A 14,371-nucleotide genomic window follows, 5' to 3' on the forward strand; every position below is an offset into this window, starting at 1 on the left:
ACTGATATACGTGCGCGTATTGTCCGCCTATCAACACGGCCAAACAAGTAGGACCGGGACCCGACATGACTGACTTCAACAAGATCCTGATCGCCAACCGCGGCGAGATTGCCATTCGCGTGATGCGCGCGGCCAATGAGATGGGCAAACGCACCGTCGCTGTCTTCGCCGAGGAAGACAAGCTGGGCTTGCACCGTTTCAAGGCGGACGAGGCATATCGCATCGGTGAAGGGATGGGACCGGTTGCGGCATATCTTAGCATCGACGAGATTATTCGTGTGGCGAAGGAATGCGGCGCCGACGCAATCCACCCTGGCTATGGCCTGCTGTCCGAGAATCCGGACTTCGTCGACGCCTGCGTCCAGAACGGCATCACCTTCATTGGCCCTAAAGCCGAAACCATGCGCGCCCTGGGCGACAAGGCCAGCGCGCGGCGTGTAGCCATTGCAGCAGGCGTTCCGGTGATTCCCGCGACCGAGGTTCTGGGCGATGACATGGACGCAATCCGCGCCGAAGCCAAAGAGATCGGCTATCCGCTGATGCTGAAAGCCAGCTGGGGCGGCGGCGGGCGCGGCATGCGTCCGATCAATTCGGAAGACGAGCTGGAAGAAAAGGTTCTGGAAGGCCGCCGCGAGGCTGAGGCCGCCTTTGGCAACGGCGAAGGGTATCTGGAAAAGATGATCACCCGCGCCCGCCACGTTGAAGTGCAGATCCTGGGCGACAAACATGGTGAGATTTACCACCTGTACGAACGGGATTGCTCGGTCCAGCGCCGGAACCAAAAGGTCGTTGAACGCGCCCCGGCCCCTTATTTGTCCGAAGAACAGCGCGCCGAGATTTGCGAACTGGGTCGAAAAATCTGTGCCCATGTAAACTATGAATGCGCCGGTACCGTCGAATTCCTGATGGATATGGAAACCGGCAAGTTTTACTTCATCGAGGTGAACCCGCGCGTACAGGTGGAACATACCGTCACCGAGGAAGTCACCGGCATCGACATCGTTCAGGCGCAGATTCTGATCGCCGAGGGCAAAACGCTGGCCGAGGCCACGGGTGCCGCAAGCCAGGCAGACGTGCACCTGACCGGCCATGCCCTGCAAACCCGGATCACTACCGAGGACCCGCAGAACAACTTCATCCCCGATTACGGCCGCATCACCGCCTATCGATCGGCCACCGGCATGGGCATCCGTCTGGACGGCGGTACGGCTTATGCGGGTGGCGTGATCACGCGCTACTACGACTCGCTGCTGACCAAGGTCACGGCAAAGGCCCCGACGCCCGAGGCGGCCATTGCCCGCATGGACCGCGCTCTGCGCGAGTTCCGTATTCGCGGCGTCAGCACCAATATCGACTTTGTCATCAACCTGCTGAAACACCCGACCTTCCTGTCGAATGAATACACCACCAAGTTCATCGACACGACGCCAGACCTGTTCACTTTCAAGCGCCGTCGCGACCGGGGCACCAAGGTGCTGACCTATATCGCCGACATCACGGTAAATGGTCACCCCGAGACCAAGGATCGCCCGGAACCGCGTGCCGATCTGAAAGAGGCCAAGGCACCCGCGCCCAAGGCCGAGCCGCAGATGGGCACCCGCAATCTGTTGGAGCAAAAAGGCCCGCAGGCTGTTGCCGACTGGATGAAAGCCCAGCGTCAGTTGCTGATCACCGATACCACCATGCGTGACGGACATCAGTCGCTGCTGGCGACGCGGATGCGCTCGATCGACATGATCAAGGTGGCCCCGACATATGCGGCCAATCTGCCGCAATTGTTCTCGGTCGAATGCTGGGGCGGCGCGACTTTCGACGTTGCCTATCGCTTCCTGCAAGAATGCCCGTGGCAGCGCCTGCGCGACCTCCGCGAGGCAATGCCCAACCTGATGACCCAGATGCTGCTGCGCGGCGCGAATGGCGTAGGCTACACCAACTACCCCGATAACGTGGTGCAGGAATTCGTGCGTCAGGCATCTGAAAACATTGATGTTTTCCGCGTGTTCGACTCGCTCAACTGGGTCGAGAATATGCGCGTCGCGATGGACGCGGTCGTCGAGAACGGCAAGATCTGCGAAGGCACCGTTTGCTATACCGGTGACATTCTGGACCCGGATCGTGCGAAGTATGACCTGAAATACTATGTCGGCATGGCGAAAGAGTTGCGCGACGCAGGCGCGCATATTCTGGGTCTGAAAGACATGGCTGGTCTGCTGAAACCCGCCTCGGCCAAGATCCTGATCCGCGCTCTGAAGGAAGAAGTCGGCCTGCCGATCCACTTCCACACGCACGACACCGCCGGCATCGCCAGCGCCACCATTCTGGCCGCGTCCGAGGCGGGCGTGGACGCGGTGGACTGCGCGATGGACAGCTTCTCGGGCAACACCAGCCAAGCAACGCTGGGCACTGTCGTCGAGGCGCTGCGCCATACAGATCGTGACACCGGCCTGGATATCAAGGCCATCCGCGAAATCAGCGATTATTTCGAGGCGGTCCGCGGTCAGTACGCAGCCTTCGAATCCAGCCTGCAAGCCCCGGCATCCGAGGTCTATCTGCACGAGATGCCCGGCGGTCAGTTCACCAACCTCAAGGCGCAGGCGCGCTCGCTGGGGCTGGAAGAACGCTGGCATGAGGTCGCACAGATGTATGCGGACGTAAACCAGATGTTCGGTGACATCGTAAAGGTGACACCGTCGTCCAAAGTCGTCGGCGACATGGCACTGATGATGGTCAGCCAGGGCTTGACCCGTTCCGACGTGGAAAGCCCCGAAGCGGACGTGGCCTTCCCCGACTCGGTCGTGGACATGATGCGCGGCAACCTGGGTCAGCCTCCGGGCGGTTTCCCGGACACCATCGTCAAGAAGGTGCTGAAGGACGAAGCGCCCAACACCAACCGCCCCGGCAAAGACGTACCGCCCGTTGATCTTGAGGCCACACGGGCCGAGTTGTCCCAGTTGCTGGAAGGCAAAGAGGTCGATGACGAGGATCTGAACGGCTATCTGATGTATCCCAAGGTGTTCCTGGATTACATGGGTCGCCACCGGATCTACGGTCCTGTTCGTGCGCTGCCGACACGGACGTTCTTTTACGGCATGGAACCGGGCGAAGAGATTGCCGCAGAAATCGACCCCGGTAAGACTTTGGAAATCCGCTGTCAGGCCATCGGTGAGACCGACGAAAAGGGTGAGGTCAAAGTGTTCTTTGAACTCAACGGCCAACCCCGCGTGATCCGGGTTCCCAACCGTTTGGTGACGTCGACCACCCAAGCGCGGCCCAAAGCCGAAGCAGGCAATGCCAACCATATCGGCGCACCGATGCCGGGCGTGGTGGCCACCGTCGCGGTAAGCGCGGGACAAGAGGTCAAGGAAGGCGATCTGCTGCTGACCATCGAAGCAATGAAGATGGAGACCGGCATCCACGCCGAGCGTGACGCCACGGTCAAGGCTGTGCATGTCCAGCCCGGCGGCCAGATTGACGCAAAGGACCTACTGGTCGAGTTGGAATGAACAGCCTAACGTTCTAGGCAACCAAGGGCCGCTCGGGCAACCGGGCGGCCTTTTTCATAGCCCAGAAAGGATCAGATCATGCTGTCTATCACTCCCGTCTATGCCGCGTTGCTGGCCCTTCTCTATGTCGCGCTGAGTGTGCGGGTCATCATGCAACGCCGAGGCGACAAGATATCCTATGGCGATGGCGGCAACACTGATATGCTCAAGGTGATGCGGACGCATTCCAATTTCGCGGAATACGCACCGTTTGCTCTGCTGATGATTGCGATGGTCGAACTGCAAGGTGCTGGCGCCTGGCTGGTCAACCTGCTGGGGCTGGGTATTCTGTTCGGTCGCGTACTGCATGCCTATGGCTTTGGCCGCAAACCCCAGATCGTGATACTGCGTCAGATCGGCATGATGTTGACTTTTTCCGTCCTGGTCATCGCGGCAATCGCCAGCCTTCTGCTGGCATTGTAAGCCCTTTGGCCGGGGTTACCCCGCCAAAATTCGCGTTTCGATTCGGGGGGCTTCGTTAAAGTGCGGTTGCACGTCCCCCAATCGCTCCTCCTCTTTCCCTGCAAGGGTTGCGGCCAATACAATCATTGCAGCAAGGGCCGCCATTTTGAGGTCTTTCAGATGCGCCATTTGTTCACCTCCACCGTTCTTATTCTTCAAAGCTCTGGTTCTTGAACGATTAACGGGCGCAGTTCCGTCGCAAATAATTTTCCGCTTTTTTGTTTTTTCCGCTTGCAGCCACGCGTGGGAATTTATACATCCCTCCTCACTCAACGGCGCGGGCGTAGCTCAGGGGTAGAGCATAACCTTGCCAAGGTTAGGGTCGGGCGTTCGAATCGCCTCGCCCGCTCCATTGAGAGGCCGAAAGGTCAAAATATGTATCTGATGCGGGCGTAGCTCAGGGGTAGAGCATAACCTTGCCAAGGTTAGGGTCGGGCGTTCGAATCGCCTCGCCCGCTCCAGATACCAAACTCTTCAAACAAGCTGGTTCTTTCGATGTCATTGCGGCATCTTCGGGGTTGTATGCAACCACGACGGGGACGCGCCCATGCCAGAATACGTTATTCGCGCTTTGACAGCGGATGAGGTCCAGACAGCCGTTGATTGGGCAGGTCAGGAAGGCTGGAATCCCGGCTTGCATGACGCGGTCTGTTTCCGCAGTTCCGACCCCGAGGGATTCAAGGGCGGTTTTCTGGATGGGCAGATGATCGCGTCGGCCTCGGCCGTGAATTACGACGATAACTATTCGTTTTTAGGGTTTTATATCGTCCGGCCCGAATACCGCGGATCGGGCTATGGGCTGCAGGTAGCCGAGGCCGTCAAGGCACATTGCGAACACCGAAACATGGGTATGGACGGTGTGGTTGAGCAACAGGACAATTACCGCAAGTTCGGTTTTACGCTGGCCTATGACAATTACCGGTTTTCGGGCATCGCGGGTGAAATCCTGAACTCCTTAGGTCGGTCTTCGCATGACCAAATTGCGCCTCTGGAAACACTCACCGATGCGCTGAGAACTTATGACCGGGGCCTCTTCCCTGCCCCGCGCGAGATATTCCTGAAGGCCTGGCTTGATGCCCCAAATCACGTCTCGCGCGTGTTTGAAGACAACGGCCAAATTCGCGGATACGGAACGCTGCGGCGCTGTCTGAGCGGATACAAAGTCGGGCCCTTGTTTGCCGACACCACTGCGATTGCACAGGCCCTGCTGGTATCGTTGCTGAGCACCTTGCCAGCCGATCAAATGGGCTCCGAAGTGTTCATCGACATGCCTAACCCCAACGCTCAGGCCATGGCATTGGCGCAACAGTTGGGGTTGACCAAAGTGTTTGAAACCGGCCGGATGTACTCCAGTCACGCGCCCGAGATCGATCTGAACCGGATTTATGGTATTACGACGTTTGAGCTGGGGTGAACCCGCACCAAGACGGGCCCCCAATCTTTAGAACAAGGACGTTTCAAGTGATGCCAAAAGCCAACCAGAAGCGATTGCTGCTTGAGATGTTTGAAAACTTGCCGGGCGTCGGCTTTATGCTTCTGCTTCGGGCAACGGACGACCAGCAACTTGCTGGATGGGTTGGCACCGCCCTCGCGTTCGGTGTTTGCGTTCTCTATGCCCGGAACATTTTGCGACCCCAGCCAATCCTGCTGGGGATCAACCTTTTCATGGTTGTCATCACTCCGCTGATCCAGGGGCTGGTTCATTTTGGCGACCGCACTGCGGCAACCCTTTTGATCGACAACATTCCGACACTTGTTTTGCTGAGCGTTTTTGTCGTCGGACTTGTTTTGACAGCCTTCGCACCGAACGGATTTCTGAACTACCAACCGGACAATGCCAAACAAAAGCGCGCGCATTGTGCTGTTTTGCTGACCTTGTGCGCAGGCGGCATCCTTTGGACATTGTGGGCCGGAGACAACTATCTTGTCTCACTTGGCGCACCGCTGATGGTGCTTTTTGGCGTGCACCAGTTGCTCCGCGCCGGAACAACGGATCAGCGAACGCACAACGGTGTGGTTTTGGCGGGTGCCTCACAGCCCGGAGCCACGTCCGAGGCAGCGATCTGACCTAGAACGCCTTGAACGTCATCGTGGTCAAAGACCGTTCGATATTCGGGATCACCAGCAGGTTTTCGTTGATGAAATGACCGACATCGTCCATCTCGGGGATGTAGAGCTTGAGCAGCAGGTCATATTCGCCGCTGGTCGAATAAAGCTCGGAGTGAATTTCGCGCAGCGCAATTTCTTCGGCGACCTTGTAGGTGGTGCCGGGTTTGCAGCGGATCTGGATGAATACGCAGGTGGACATGGGCCGTGCCTTGTTGATTGAATTGCCCGCAGGCTGGCATGGGCTGCGACCGGGCGCAATCCCCTGCAACAGTTTGCGGTGAATACCACACTTGGTCTGGATAAGGCGGCCCATCCGCGTCTATAAGCGCGCCTGTAGCAAAAGGAATTCGCCCATGCGCAGCGCAAAGATCAGCCGTCAGACCGCCGAGACCGAGATCTCGGTCGAGGTCAATCTGGACGGCACCGGCACCTACGACAACCAGACCGGTGTTGGCTTTTTTGACCATATGCTGGACCAGCTTGCGCGCCATTCGCTGATCGATATGACGATCCGCGCCAAAGGCGACTACCATATCGACGACCACCACACGGTCGAAGATACCGGCATCGCGCTGGGACAGGCCCTGACGCAGGCCCTAGGCGACAAGAAAGGCATCCGGCGCTATGGCGAATGCCACCTGCCTATGGACGACGCACAGGTGCGTTGTGCGCTAGACCTGTCCGGTCGCCCCTTCCTGATCTGGAACGTGGATCTACCCACGCCCAAAATTGGCACATTCGATACCGAACTGGTGCGGGAGTTCTTTCAGGCGCTCAGCACCCATGGCGGCATCACACTGCACATCGACCAATTGCACGGGTTCAACAGCCACCACATTGCCGAGGCTGCCTTCAAGGCCGTGGCCCGCGCCCTGCGTCTGGCGGTTGAGACCGATCCGCGCAAAGCCGACGCGATTCCGTCCACGAAGGGCGCGCTGTAAATGCTGACAGCCATTATTGACTACGAGAGCGGCAACCTGCACTCGGCCGAAAAAGCGTTTCAGCGAATGGCACGCGAGGTCGATGCAGGTGAGGTCGTCGTGACCTCGGACGCAGATGTGGTTGCCCGCGCGGACCGCTTGGTTTTGCCGGGCGACGGCGCATTTCCAGCTTGTGCGGCCGAACTGCGTGGCCACAAAGGCATCTATGACGCGATGGTCGAAGCGGTCGAACAGAAGGGCCGTCCATTTCTGGGCATCTGCGTGGGCATGCAGCTGATGGCCACGAAAGGCCATGAATACACCGAGACCGATGGTCTGGGCTGGGTCGTGGGCGACGTGGTCAAAATCGAACCCTCAGACAGCGCGCTGAAAGTGCCCCACATGGGATGGAACGATCTGGTTCTGGAAAGTGACCATCCAGTCTTTGCTGGGGTGCAAACGGGCGACCATACCTATTTCGTGCACTCTTACCATTTCCGGGTCACCAATCCGGCCGAGCGGCTGGCTTATGTCGATTATGGGCAGGAAGTCACGGCCGTGATCGGCCGCGACACGATGGTTGGAATGCAGTTTCACCCTGAGAAAAGTCAGGATGTGGGCCTGCGTATGATCGGGAACTTCCTGACCTGGACGCCCTGAAGGGTTACTGAACCCGCGTCCAGTCCTGCCCGCGGCACACCAGACCACCCGCAACACATCCCTTGACGGTCAGCTCATTCTGGCTGTCCAGCGTCATTTTCGAGCTGTAGGTCTTGTCCCTGTCCGGTGCCCAGATCTTGCCGCCGCTATAGTTGCCGCCGCCATCGGGCACCATGTCCCAGATGATCTGTTTGCCCAGGTTTTCATATTCCAGCTGCTGATTTCCGTCCGCATCAAACGCGGAATCAATAGTGCCACAGATCGCGCTTCCGCATTCAGCGATCGAAACGTGCAGATAGCCGCCCGTATCGCCGGGTTGCGTTTTCCAAAGCCCGTCGACCGGGTCGGCGGCGAAAGCAGCGCTTGCCAGAACAGTGAACCCGGCTGCGAGTGTAAGTTTCTTCATGATGTTCTCCCTGTTTTGCTGCCACTCTGGCCCGCAGGTCAGCTGCGGGCAAGATTGACTTTGCGTCGCGTTGCATCCCCTGCCCCGCTTGTGCGATATCCCGCGCGAACACTTCTGATATAGGGCCGCCCGACATGATCCTCTACCCCGCCATCGACCTCAAAGACGGCCAGGCCGTGCGCCTGTTGCGCGGAGAAATGGATAAGGCCACCGTATTCAACGACGATCCGGCCTCTCAGGCGCGCGCGTTTGTCGAGGCGGGCTGCGAATGGCTGCATCTGGTGGATCTGAACGGAGCCTTCGCGGGTGAGCCAGTCAATGCCGCGCCGGTTGAGGCCATCCTGAAAGAATGCAACGTGCCTGCCCAGTTGGGTGGCGGCATCCGCGATATGACAACGATCGAAACCTGGATCGAAAAAGGATTGGCGCGGGTCATTCTGGGAACCGTTGCGGTCGAAAACCCCGACCTGGTCCGCGAAGCCGCCAAAGCCTTTCCCGGAAAAGTGGCCGTGGGCATAGATGCCCGCAACGGTATGGTCGCAACCAAAGGCTGGGCCGAAGAAACCAATGTCCAGGTTACCGATCTGGCCCGCAGCTTCGAGGACGCAGGTGTTGCGGCGATCATCTACACCGACATTAACCGCGATGGGGCAATGCAAGGGCCCAACATCGAGGCTACCGCGGATCTGGCCCGTGCGGTGTCGATTCCTGTGATTGCGTCGGGTGGAGTTTCGTCCATCAACGACCTGATCGCACTGCGAGACTGCGGTGTCGCGCTAAACGGCGCGATTTCGGGTCGCGCGCTTTACGACGGCGCGATTGATCTGGCCGAAGCGTTGAAAACACTGGGTAGCTGACGGGTTTGCTTATAAGGGGTTGCCGCCCTGATCAGGCGGCAACTCAACCATTTTCCCAAAACGAACGGTCTGACCGTGCTATTGCGCCGCGACCGAGGTCAGCTTGGCGAGCGCACCGCGCATCTTTTCGATTACAGGCGATTTCTCGACTTCGTCGAGTTCGTCCATCGTTTCTTTGGGATCCTCATAAGCCAGCCAAACCTGCCCATTTTCGTCTTCATAAGCCTGCACCTTAAGCGGCAGGAACAACCCTGCCCGAGGGTCAATCTGCATCGCAGGAGTTCCCAACGCCGGATTGCCAAAGATCAGAACCTGATTGGCCGGAATGCTCAGCCCGACCTTTTCGGCACCCGCTGCATGATCAACCCGTGCGAAAACGGTCGCACCCGCGTTGCCCACAGCGGCTTCAAGAGAATCCATCGCCTCTTGCACCGATTTGTTCGTGTTAACCTTGATGATATCGTCGGCCATGGCGGACATTGCCCCTCCAAAGGTCAGAATGGTTGCCAGAATTAGTTTTCGCATATCGATCTTCCTTCTGTAATTTTCACTGTTATTTCCACAAGTTTGCGAAATTCCGAGATCACAAATCCGGCATCGGCAAGGCTTTGCCGGTAGCTCACCAGTGGCCATGCAAGCCCATCCATCGACCGTTTTTCATCCGAGAACAATACGTCGCCGAAACAGACATTTTGCCCAAATTGGCCCCAACTTAGTCTTATTTCGTCTGTAGCGTCGCGGCAACGAACTCGAGCAGGGATTTCAGCCGTGAGCATTACAAGCACAGAGTTGTCAAACAATTCGTGGTTCAGAACTGCGATAGTATTCAGTTTTTGCACAACAATTTTTGTCAGTGCATCTTTGTTGTTCTTTGTTCAACCGCTGTTTGCCAAACTGGTCTTGCCCCAGATTGGCGGAGCACCCGCGGTCTGGACGACTGCAATGCTGTTCTTCCAAGTGGTGCTGATTGTTGGCTATATCTACGCGCACTTGCTCACTAAGTTGCTGTCTCTGCGCTGGCAGCTTGTGACCCATCTGGTGTTCTGGGCGACTGCCCTGACTTTCCTTCCCTTGTCGGTCAGCGAAAGCTGGAGCTACGACGCATCCAGTTCCACCGCTTGGCAGACCCTTAAGCTCTTTGCCCTAGGCGTTGGCCTACCCTTTGCGGTTTTATCCGCAAATGCGCCCTTGTTGCAGGCTTGGTATGCGCGTTCAGGCGGTCCTTCGGCAGATGATCCCTACTTCCTTTACAGCGCCAGCAACGTCGGCTCTCTGCTGGCCCTTTTAGCCTTTCCTCTGCTGGCGGACCCTCTTTTGGGCGCACGTGAAACCAGCAACATTTGGTCGGTAGGCTTTGTCATGTTTGGCGGTCTGTTGCTGATCAGCGGATTGGTTACAGTGCGCGGGGCGAACACCTTCGCCGCAGCGCCCACATCCGATGTCGCCTACAGCACACCCAAACTGAAGCAGATTGCGAAATGGGTCATCATCGCATTTGTGCCTTCGTCGCTGATGCTGTCCTTCACCACAAAGGCAAGTACCGACCTGGGCTCAATTCCGCTGATTTGGGTTATCCCACTTGCAACCTATCTGTTGTCGTTCATTTTCGCCTTTGCAAAACTAAAGAGCCTGAGCGTCAGGTCCCTTCAGATGCCGATGCTCATGGCGTTGGTGCTTGGCACCGTGCTGCTGACAAAAATCATCAACCAGCACACGACCGCCTTCATATTCCTATTGTATGTGCCCGTCCTGTTTGTGATCGCCCTGTACGCCCACAGACTGCTGTACGAAATGCGCCCACCAGCCGAGCAATTGACAGTCTTCTACATCGCCCTTTCGGTCGGTGGTGCGTTTGGTGGGCTGTTCAACTCCATCATCGCTCCGCTTGTGTTCTGGCAAGAGTTCGAAGCGCAACTGACCATGATTCTGGCAGGTGGATTGCTACTGTTTGGAACAGGTGCGATTACGCCGCGGGCCTTGGCACTCGGGCTTCTTGCAAGCTTCCCGATCCTTTATTCTGCCGGAGTGATAGGCACTTCTAACCCGTTTGGTGATGGGACATCGCAAGCTGTTGCCGTAATCTCGATGATGCTTGCTGCCTTTGTTTTGCTGCGAAATCAGTTGGCAGGCATTGTCGTGATCATTGCAGCGCTTTTGCTTCCCGCTTTCTGGGACAACGATGACTCGTTGTTCCAGGACCGTAGTTTCTTTGGAACACATAGGGTTTCTACTTTGGGCAATCAAAGGCTGTACCAAAACGGAACCACATTGCACGGCCTGCAATTTGAATCCGAGTTTGGCACGCGCCCCACGCCACAGACTTATTATTACCCAAAAGGTCCGATGGCACAGGTAATTACCTCCGAGTTTGGTCGCCAGTCCGACAGCATCGGTATCGTGGGCCTTGGGGTAGGAGCGTTGTCCTGCTACAAGCTTCCGACCCAGGAATGGGCCTTTTTCGAAATCGACGTCATGGTGGACCGAGTGGCGCGCGATCCCTCCTTGTTCACCTACATCTCAGAATGCGCACCAGACACGCCAACACATCTTGGAGATGCTCGGATCGTTCTGGCAAAGACGGATTACACTTTCGACATCCTGGTACTGGACGCCTACAGCTCGGACGCAATTCCGTTGCACCTGATCACCAAGGAAGCGGTGCAGATGTACACTGAACGTTTGGCTGACGACGGAGTTTTGGTTTTCCATATCAGCAACCGTTACTATGAATTGTCTGCACCGCTGGCGCGCATCTCCAAGGCTCTGGGGCTACACATGGCTTTGCAAGAACATTTCATCCCGGATGACACCGAAGACTTGGGAGCCAGCCACTCCATCGTCGTGATTGTCAGTCCGGACGAAACCAGGATCGATAGTTTTGTAGAGAACGGCAAATGGCAGCCCGTGCTTTCAGACGGACGGGAACCCTGGACCGACGACAAAGCCAATCTTTTGTCCGCGCTGAAATGGGAGCAAGACAAAAAGTAAAATCACAGTGGTTCTCAAGGTCGCGCACCGAGACACCACAGAAACAGGTCAACACAGTCAATCGCCCCGCCGATTTCCACAACTGCTTCAACGGCACTGGAATCGGCGGGGCTTTGACGTTAGAGGTGCGGCAGCAAAGGACGCTGCCATGTTGAAAACCCGCATTATTCCCTGTCTGGATGTCGCCGATGGCCGTGTGGTCAAAGGTGTTAATTTTGTGGGCCTGCGTGATGCGGGCGATCCGGTTGAATCGGCCAAGGCCTATGATGCCGCTGGCGCTGATGAGATCTGTTTTCTGGACATTCACGCCACTCATGAAAACCGGGGAACCATGTTCGACGTCGTGCAGCGCACGGCCGAACAATGCTTTGTCCCGCTGACCGTGGGCGGCGGCGTGCGGACCAAGGACGATGTACGCGCATTGTTGCTGGCTGGGGCTGACAAGGTCAGTTTCAACTCGGCCGCTGTCGCCAACCCTGATGTGATCGCAGAAGCCGCAGATCAGTTTGGCAGCCAGTGCATCGTCTGCGCCATCGACGCAAAAACCGTCAGCCCCGGTAAGTGGGAAATCTTCACCCATGGCGGCCGTAAACCCACCGGCATTGATGCCGTTGAGTTTGCCAAGACCGTTGTGGCCAAAGGCGCGGGCGAAATTCTGCTGACGTCGATGGATCGCGATGGCACCAAATCGGGGTTTAACCTGCCCTTGACCCGCGCGATCAGCGACGCAGTGGACGTTCCGGTGATCGCCAGTGGGGGCGTCGGCAATCTGGATCACCTTGTCGAAGGCGTAACGAAAGGCGGTGCCAGCGCTGTTCTGGCGGCCTCGATCTTCCATTTCGGCGAATTTACCATCCGCGAGGCCAAGGAATACATGGCCGCAGCTGGCATTCCAATGAGGCTGACATGAGCATCCTGCACGATCTTGCCGCCACGATTGAAGCCCGCAAAGGGGCCGAACCCGACTCGAGCTGGACGGCCAAACTGTTGGCCAAAGGCCCCGAGAAATGCGCCGAGAAGTTCGGGGAAGAAGCAATCGAGGCCATCATCGAAGCCGTAAAGGGTGATCAGGAAAAGCTGACATCCGAGGCCGCAGATGTGCTTTATCACCTGCTGGTCATGCTGGCGGCACGGGATGTAGCGCTGGATGATGTGCTGGCCGAACTCGCTCGCCGTCAGGGTACCAGCGGTATCGCGGAAAAGGCATCGCGCCCAAAGTCCTAAGCTTGGCTTCCGCCCTGCCCGTCTGCCCTGTATAGTACTGTGTCAGGGTATTGACCGACCGAGGGACACGGGAATGACCAGAACTCTGGCCGTTATTCTGGCTTTGCTTTCGCTTGCAACGCTTGCTGCCTGTTCTGCGCCACCGCCCCAGACCGGAGACGAGGTTCAACGGCTGGCAACTCAAATCCGCAGCCTTGGCCCCGACATCGACCCGAAAGAGGCCGACCGCGCCGCCCGCATAGCCTATTCCTACACTGCCCAACTGGTGCAGGAGTATGAAATCACCGACCCGCCCCTGATTCACAATGCCAAGGTCAACAAAGGCCTGCGTCCACGTGGATTGTGCTGGCATTGGGCCGAAGACATCGAACGCAGGCTAAAGCAGGAAAACTTCCAAACGCTGGAACTGCACCGCGCTATCGCCAACGCGGACAACTCGTTTCGCATTGACCACAGCACCGCCATTGTCAGCCGCAAAGGGGATACGATGTATCAGGGGGTTATTCTGGACCCATGGCGCTATGGCGGAGTGCTCTACTGGTCGCCCTTGGTGGACGACACGCGATACGAATGGGTGCCGCGCGACGTTGTGCTGGAAAAACGCCGGCTGGAACAGGTCGCCCGGATGAACCTCCAGCCTGGCACTTAAGTCCATCACAGCTTGGACGAAATCACCCCGGTTGCGAAACCGCCCATGCGCAGCTCACCAAATAACCGCTGATACTCGATTTTCGGGCAACGATTCATCACGACATCCACGCCGCGCGCTTGTGCTTTGGCGGCAGCTTCCGGATGCTCAACGCCGATCTGCATCCAGATTGTGCGAAGATCGGGAAAGGCCGACAATGCCTCGTCAACGATCGGCGGAACGGCCTCGGACCGGCGGAAAATATCCACCATGTCCACGGGTTCAGAAATCTCGGCCAAGGACGCCCGCACGGTTTGACCAAACAGCGCTTTCCCCGCATGGCCAGGGTTCACGGGGATGACCGTATACCCCTTCAAGGAAAGGTATCGCGCAACGTAGTAACTGGGCCGTACGGGATTCATCGACACGCCAACCACAGCAACAACCTTTGTGCGCTGCAGGATATCTTTCAGCAAAGAGTCTGTGTAATCCGTCATGCGGCCACCCTAGACGCGGTCAAGCCAAGAAAAAAGCGCCCAGGTCGAACCTGAGCGCCAGTTGTTGGAACGAGGGAC

General features: G+C 57.5%; 16 protein-coding genes and 2 tRNA genes. 13 read left to right on the top strand and 5 right to left on the bottom strand.

The genetic code is table 11. The features are described 5' to 3' along the window. Positions 1 to 65 precede the first annotated feature (65 nt). Together J7416_RS11960 and J7416_RS11965 are read left to right on the top strand one after the other, a co-directional pair. Positions 66 to 3,503, top strand: a complete 3,438-nt coding sequence (locus J7416_RS11960) for a pyruvate carboxylase (protein ID WP_209224977.1) — start codon at positions 66 to 68, stop codon at positions 3,501 to 3,503. Positions 3,504 to 3,581: 78 nt separating this feature from the next. Then, a complete protein-coding gene (locus J7416_RS11965; protein WP_209224978.1) occupies positions 3,582 to 3,965 on the top strand; it encodes an MAPEG family protein in 384 nt (127 codons plus the stop codon). 15 nt (positions 3,966 to 3,980) lie between these two features. Here the strand turns inward: J7416_RS11965 and J7416_RS11970 are convergent, their stop codons facing one another. Then, positions 3,981 to 4,133, bottom strand: a complete 153-nt coding sequence (locus tag J7416_RS11970) for a hypothetical protein (RefSeq protein WP_209224979.1) — start codon at positions 4,131 to 4,133, stop codon at positions 3,981 to 3,983. Positions 4,134 to 4,281: 148 nt separating this feature from the next. Between J7416_RS11970 and J7416_RS11975 the strand changes: the two genes are divergently transcribed. The 4 genes from J7416_RS11975 (at position 4,282) to J7416_RS11990 (ending at position 6,071) form a co-directional block, all read left to right on the top strand. Next, positions 4,282 to 4,356, top strand: a tRNA-Gly gene (locus J7416_RS11975). 34 nt (positions 4,357 to 4,390) lie between these two features. Further along, positions 4,391 to 4,465 (top strand) — tRNA-Gly (locus tag J7416_RS11980). A gap of 86 nt (positions 4,466 to 4,551) precedes the next feature. Then, on the top strand, positions 4,552 to 5,418 hold the full coding sequence (locus tag J7416_RS11985) for a GNAT family N-acetyltransferase (protein ID WP_209224980.1): 867 nt from the start codon (positions 4,552 to 4,554) through the stop codon (positions 5,416 to 5,418). 50 nt (positions 5,419 to 5,468) lie between these two features. After that, positions 5,469 to 6,071, top strand: a complete 603-nt coding sequence (locus J7416_RS11990; protein WP_209224981.1) for a hypothetical protein — start codon at positions 5,469 to 5,471, stop codon at positions 6,069 to 6,071. Between the two features lies 1 nt (position 6,072). On the opposite strand, the gene J7416_RS11995 is transcribed toward J7416_RS11990, so the two are convergent. Next, entirely contained in the window at positions 6,073 to 6,312 is a 240-nt protein-coding gene (locus J7416_RS11995; protein ID WP_209224982.1) for an Lrp/AsnC ligand binding domain-containing protein, read from the bottom strand. Between the two features lie 154 nt (positions 6,313 to 6,466). Here J7416_RS11995 and hisB point away from each other — a divergent pair, with 154 nt between their 5' ends. Then, entirely contained in the window at positions 6,467 to 7,054 is a 588-nt protein-coding gene (hisB, locus tag J7416_RS12000; RefSeq protein WP_209224983.1) for an imidazoleglycerol-phosphate dehydratase HisB, read from the top strand. Then, on the top strand, positions 7,055 to 7,693 hold the full coding sequence (gene hisH, locus J7416_RS12005) for an imidazole glycerol phosphate synthase subunit HisH (protein ID WP_209224984.1): 639 nt from the start codon (positions 7,055 to 7,057) through the stop codon (positions 7,691 to 7,693). Between the two features lie 4 nt (positions 7,694 to 7,697). Here hisH and J7416_RS12010 read toward each other — a convergent pair whose 3' ends face one another. Next, complete coding sequence (locus J7416_RS12010; protein WP_209224985.1) at positions 7,698 to 8,099, bottom strand: DUF2147 domain-containing protein; 402 nt, start codon at positions 8,097 to 8,099, stop codon at positions 7,698 to 7,700. 134 nt (positions 8,100 to 8,233) lie between these two features. On the opposite strand from J7416_RS12010, the gene hisA reads away from it, so the two are divergent. Beyond that, positions 8,234 to 8,956, top strand: coding sequence for a 1-(5-phosphoribosyl)-5-[(5-phosphoribosylamino)methylideneamino]imidazole-4-carboxamide isomerase (gene hisA / locus J7416_RS12015; RefSeq protein ID WP_209224986.1), 723 nt, complete (start codon positions 8,234 to 8,236; stop codon positions 8,954 to 8,956). A 78-nt stretch (positions 8,957 to 9,034) separates the two neighbouring features. Here the strand turns inward: hisA and J7416_RS12020 are convergent, their stop codons facing one another. Further along, positions 9,035 to 9,481: a DUF302 domain-containing protein gene (locus J7416_RS12020; protein WP_247744248.1), complete on the bottom strand. Its 447-nt coding sequence runs from the start codon at positions 9,479 to 9,481 to the stop codon at positions 9,035 to 9,037. 417 nt (positions 9,482 to 9,898) lie between these two features. Between J7416_RS12020 and J7416_RS12025 the strand changes: the two genes are divergently transcribed. The 4 genes from J7416_RS12025 to J7416_RS12040 all read left to right on the top strand — a co-directional run bounded on the left by J7416_RS12025 (position 9,899) and on the right by J7416_RS12040 (position 13,817). Continuing rightward, positions 9,899 to 11,944: a fused MFS/spermidine synthase gene (locus J7416_RS12025; protein WP_247744249.1), complete on the top strand. Its 2,046-nt coding sequence runs from the start codon at positions 9,899 to 9,901 to the stop codon at positions 11,942 to 11,944. 148 nt (positions 11,945 to 12,092) lie between these two features. Beyond that, positions 12,093 to 12,854, top strand: a complete 762-nt coding sequence (hisF, locus tag J7416_RS12030; protein ID WP_209224987.1) for an imidazole glycerol phosphate synthase subunit HisF — start codon at positions 12,093 to 12,095, stop codon at positions 12,852 to 12,854. Further along, positions 12,851 to 13,168 carry a phosphoribosyl-ATP diphosphatase gene (locus J7416_RS12035; protein ID WP_209224988.1) on the top strand — a complete coding sequence of 106 codons (318 nt, stop codon included), beginning with the start codon at positions 12,851 to 12,853 and terminating at the stop codon, positions 13,166 to 13,168. The genes hisF and J7416_RS12035 overlap by 4 nt, the downstream gene beginning before the upstream one ends. 73 nt (positions 13,169 to 13,241) lie before the next feature. Next, positions 13,242 to 13,817 (top strand): hypothetical protein, encoded by a 576-nt coding sequence (locus tag J7416_RS12040; RefSeq protein ID WP_209224989.1) that lies wholly within the window; start codon positions 13,242 to 13,244, stop codon positions 13,815 to 13,817. Positions 13,818 to 13,822: 5 nt separating this feature from the next. Here the strand turns inward: J7416_RS12040 and J7416_RS12045 are convergent, their stop codons facing one another. Continuing rightward, a complete protein-coding gene (locus tag J7416_RS12045; protein ID WP_209224990.1) occupies positions 13,823 to 14,293 on the bottom strand; it encodes a CoA-binding protein in 471 nt (156 codons plus the stop codon). Between the last annotated feature and the right edge of the window lie 78 nt (positions 14,294 to 14,371).

The sequence above is a fragment of the Ruegeria sp. R14_0 genome (assembly GCF_017743975.1).
Classification (GTDB): Bacteria; Pseudomonadota; Alphaproteobacteria; order Rhodobacterales; family Rhodobacteraceae; genus Ruegeria.